Annotated in this window: 1 protein-coding gene; it reads right to left on the bottom strand. The window is 73.2% G+C overall.

What is annotated here, in order from left to right; all coding sequences use genetic code 11:
- Positions 1-433 (bottom strand): pyridoxamine 5'-phosphate oxidase family protein (locus ABD224_RS29375; RefSeq protein WP_344055380.1); only part of this gene is annotated, 433 nt, incomplete at its 3' end.
- Between the last annotated feature and the right edge of the window lie 111 nt (positions 434-544).

Here is a 544-nt window from a genome sequence, read left to right as displayed (position 1 = left end):
GGGCGTCGAGGCCGTAGAGGCTGCGGCCGCCGACCAGCTCACGCCCCGTGATCAGCTCCGGCTCCACCCGCACGAACACCTCCCGCGGCCAGGGCACCCACGACCACGGACCACTCACCGCCAACCGCCGCCGCTCCACAGGATCGGTCACCACCGACGCCGCCCCCGTCACCACCACACTCCACCCCGCACACGCCACCGCATCCACCTCGTCCGCCTCGAACGCCACCACCGCCCCGTCCACCGCACGCACCAGCTCCGACTCCGCCGAACACCGCAGCACCACCGCCCCGTCCCCCTCCACGGCGAAATTCACCAAAAGCACCGCGGGCAACGCCCGACGGGTGTACACAATGCGCCCCACCGGCACCCGCGCCAGCAGCCGCACACACTCCCGCCGGCCCAGCTCACGGAAACCGTCATTGCGATCCATCAAGCCATCCGTCTTTCCACCCGGCCACCCGGCCCGGCACGACCCCCGCAGCCGCGCCCCACACCCCCATCCTCCGACGGCCCCCGCCCCACGACGAGGGCCGTCGGTCCC

The sequence above is a fragment of the Streptomyces thermoalcalitolerans genome (assembly GCF_039525155.1).
GTDB classification, from domain to species: Bacteria; Actinomycetota; Actinomycetes; order Streptomycetales; family Streptomycetaceae; genus Streptomyces; species Streptomyces thermovulgaris.
The sequence above is the reverse complement of the archived record's forward strand: the minus strand, read 5'-3'. Positions and strand labels throughout refer to the sequence as shown.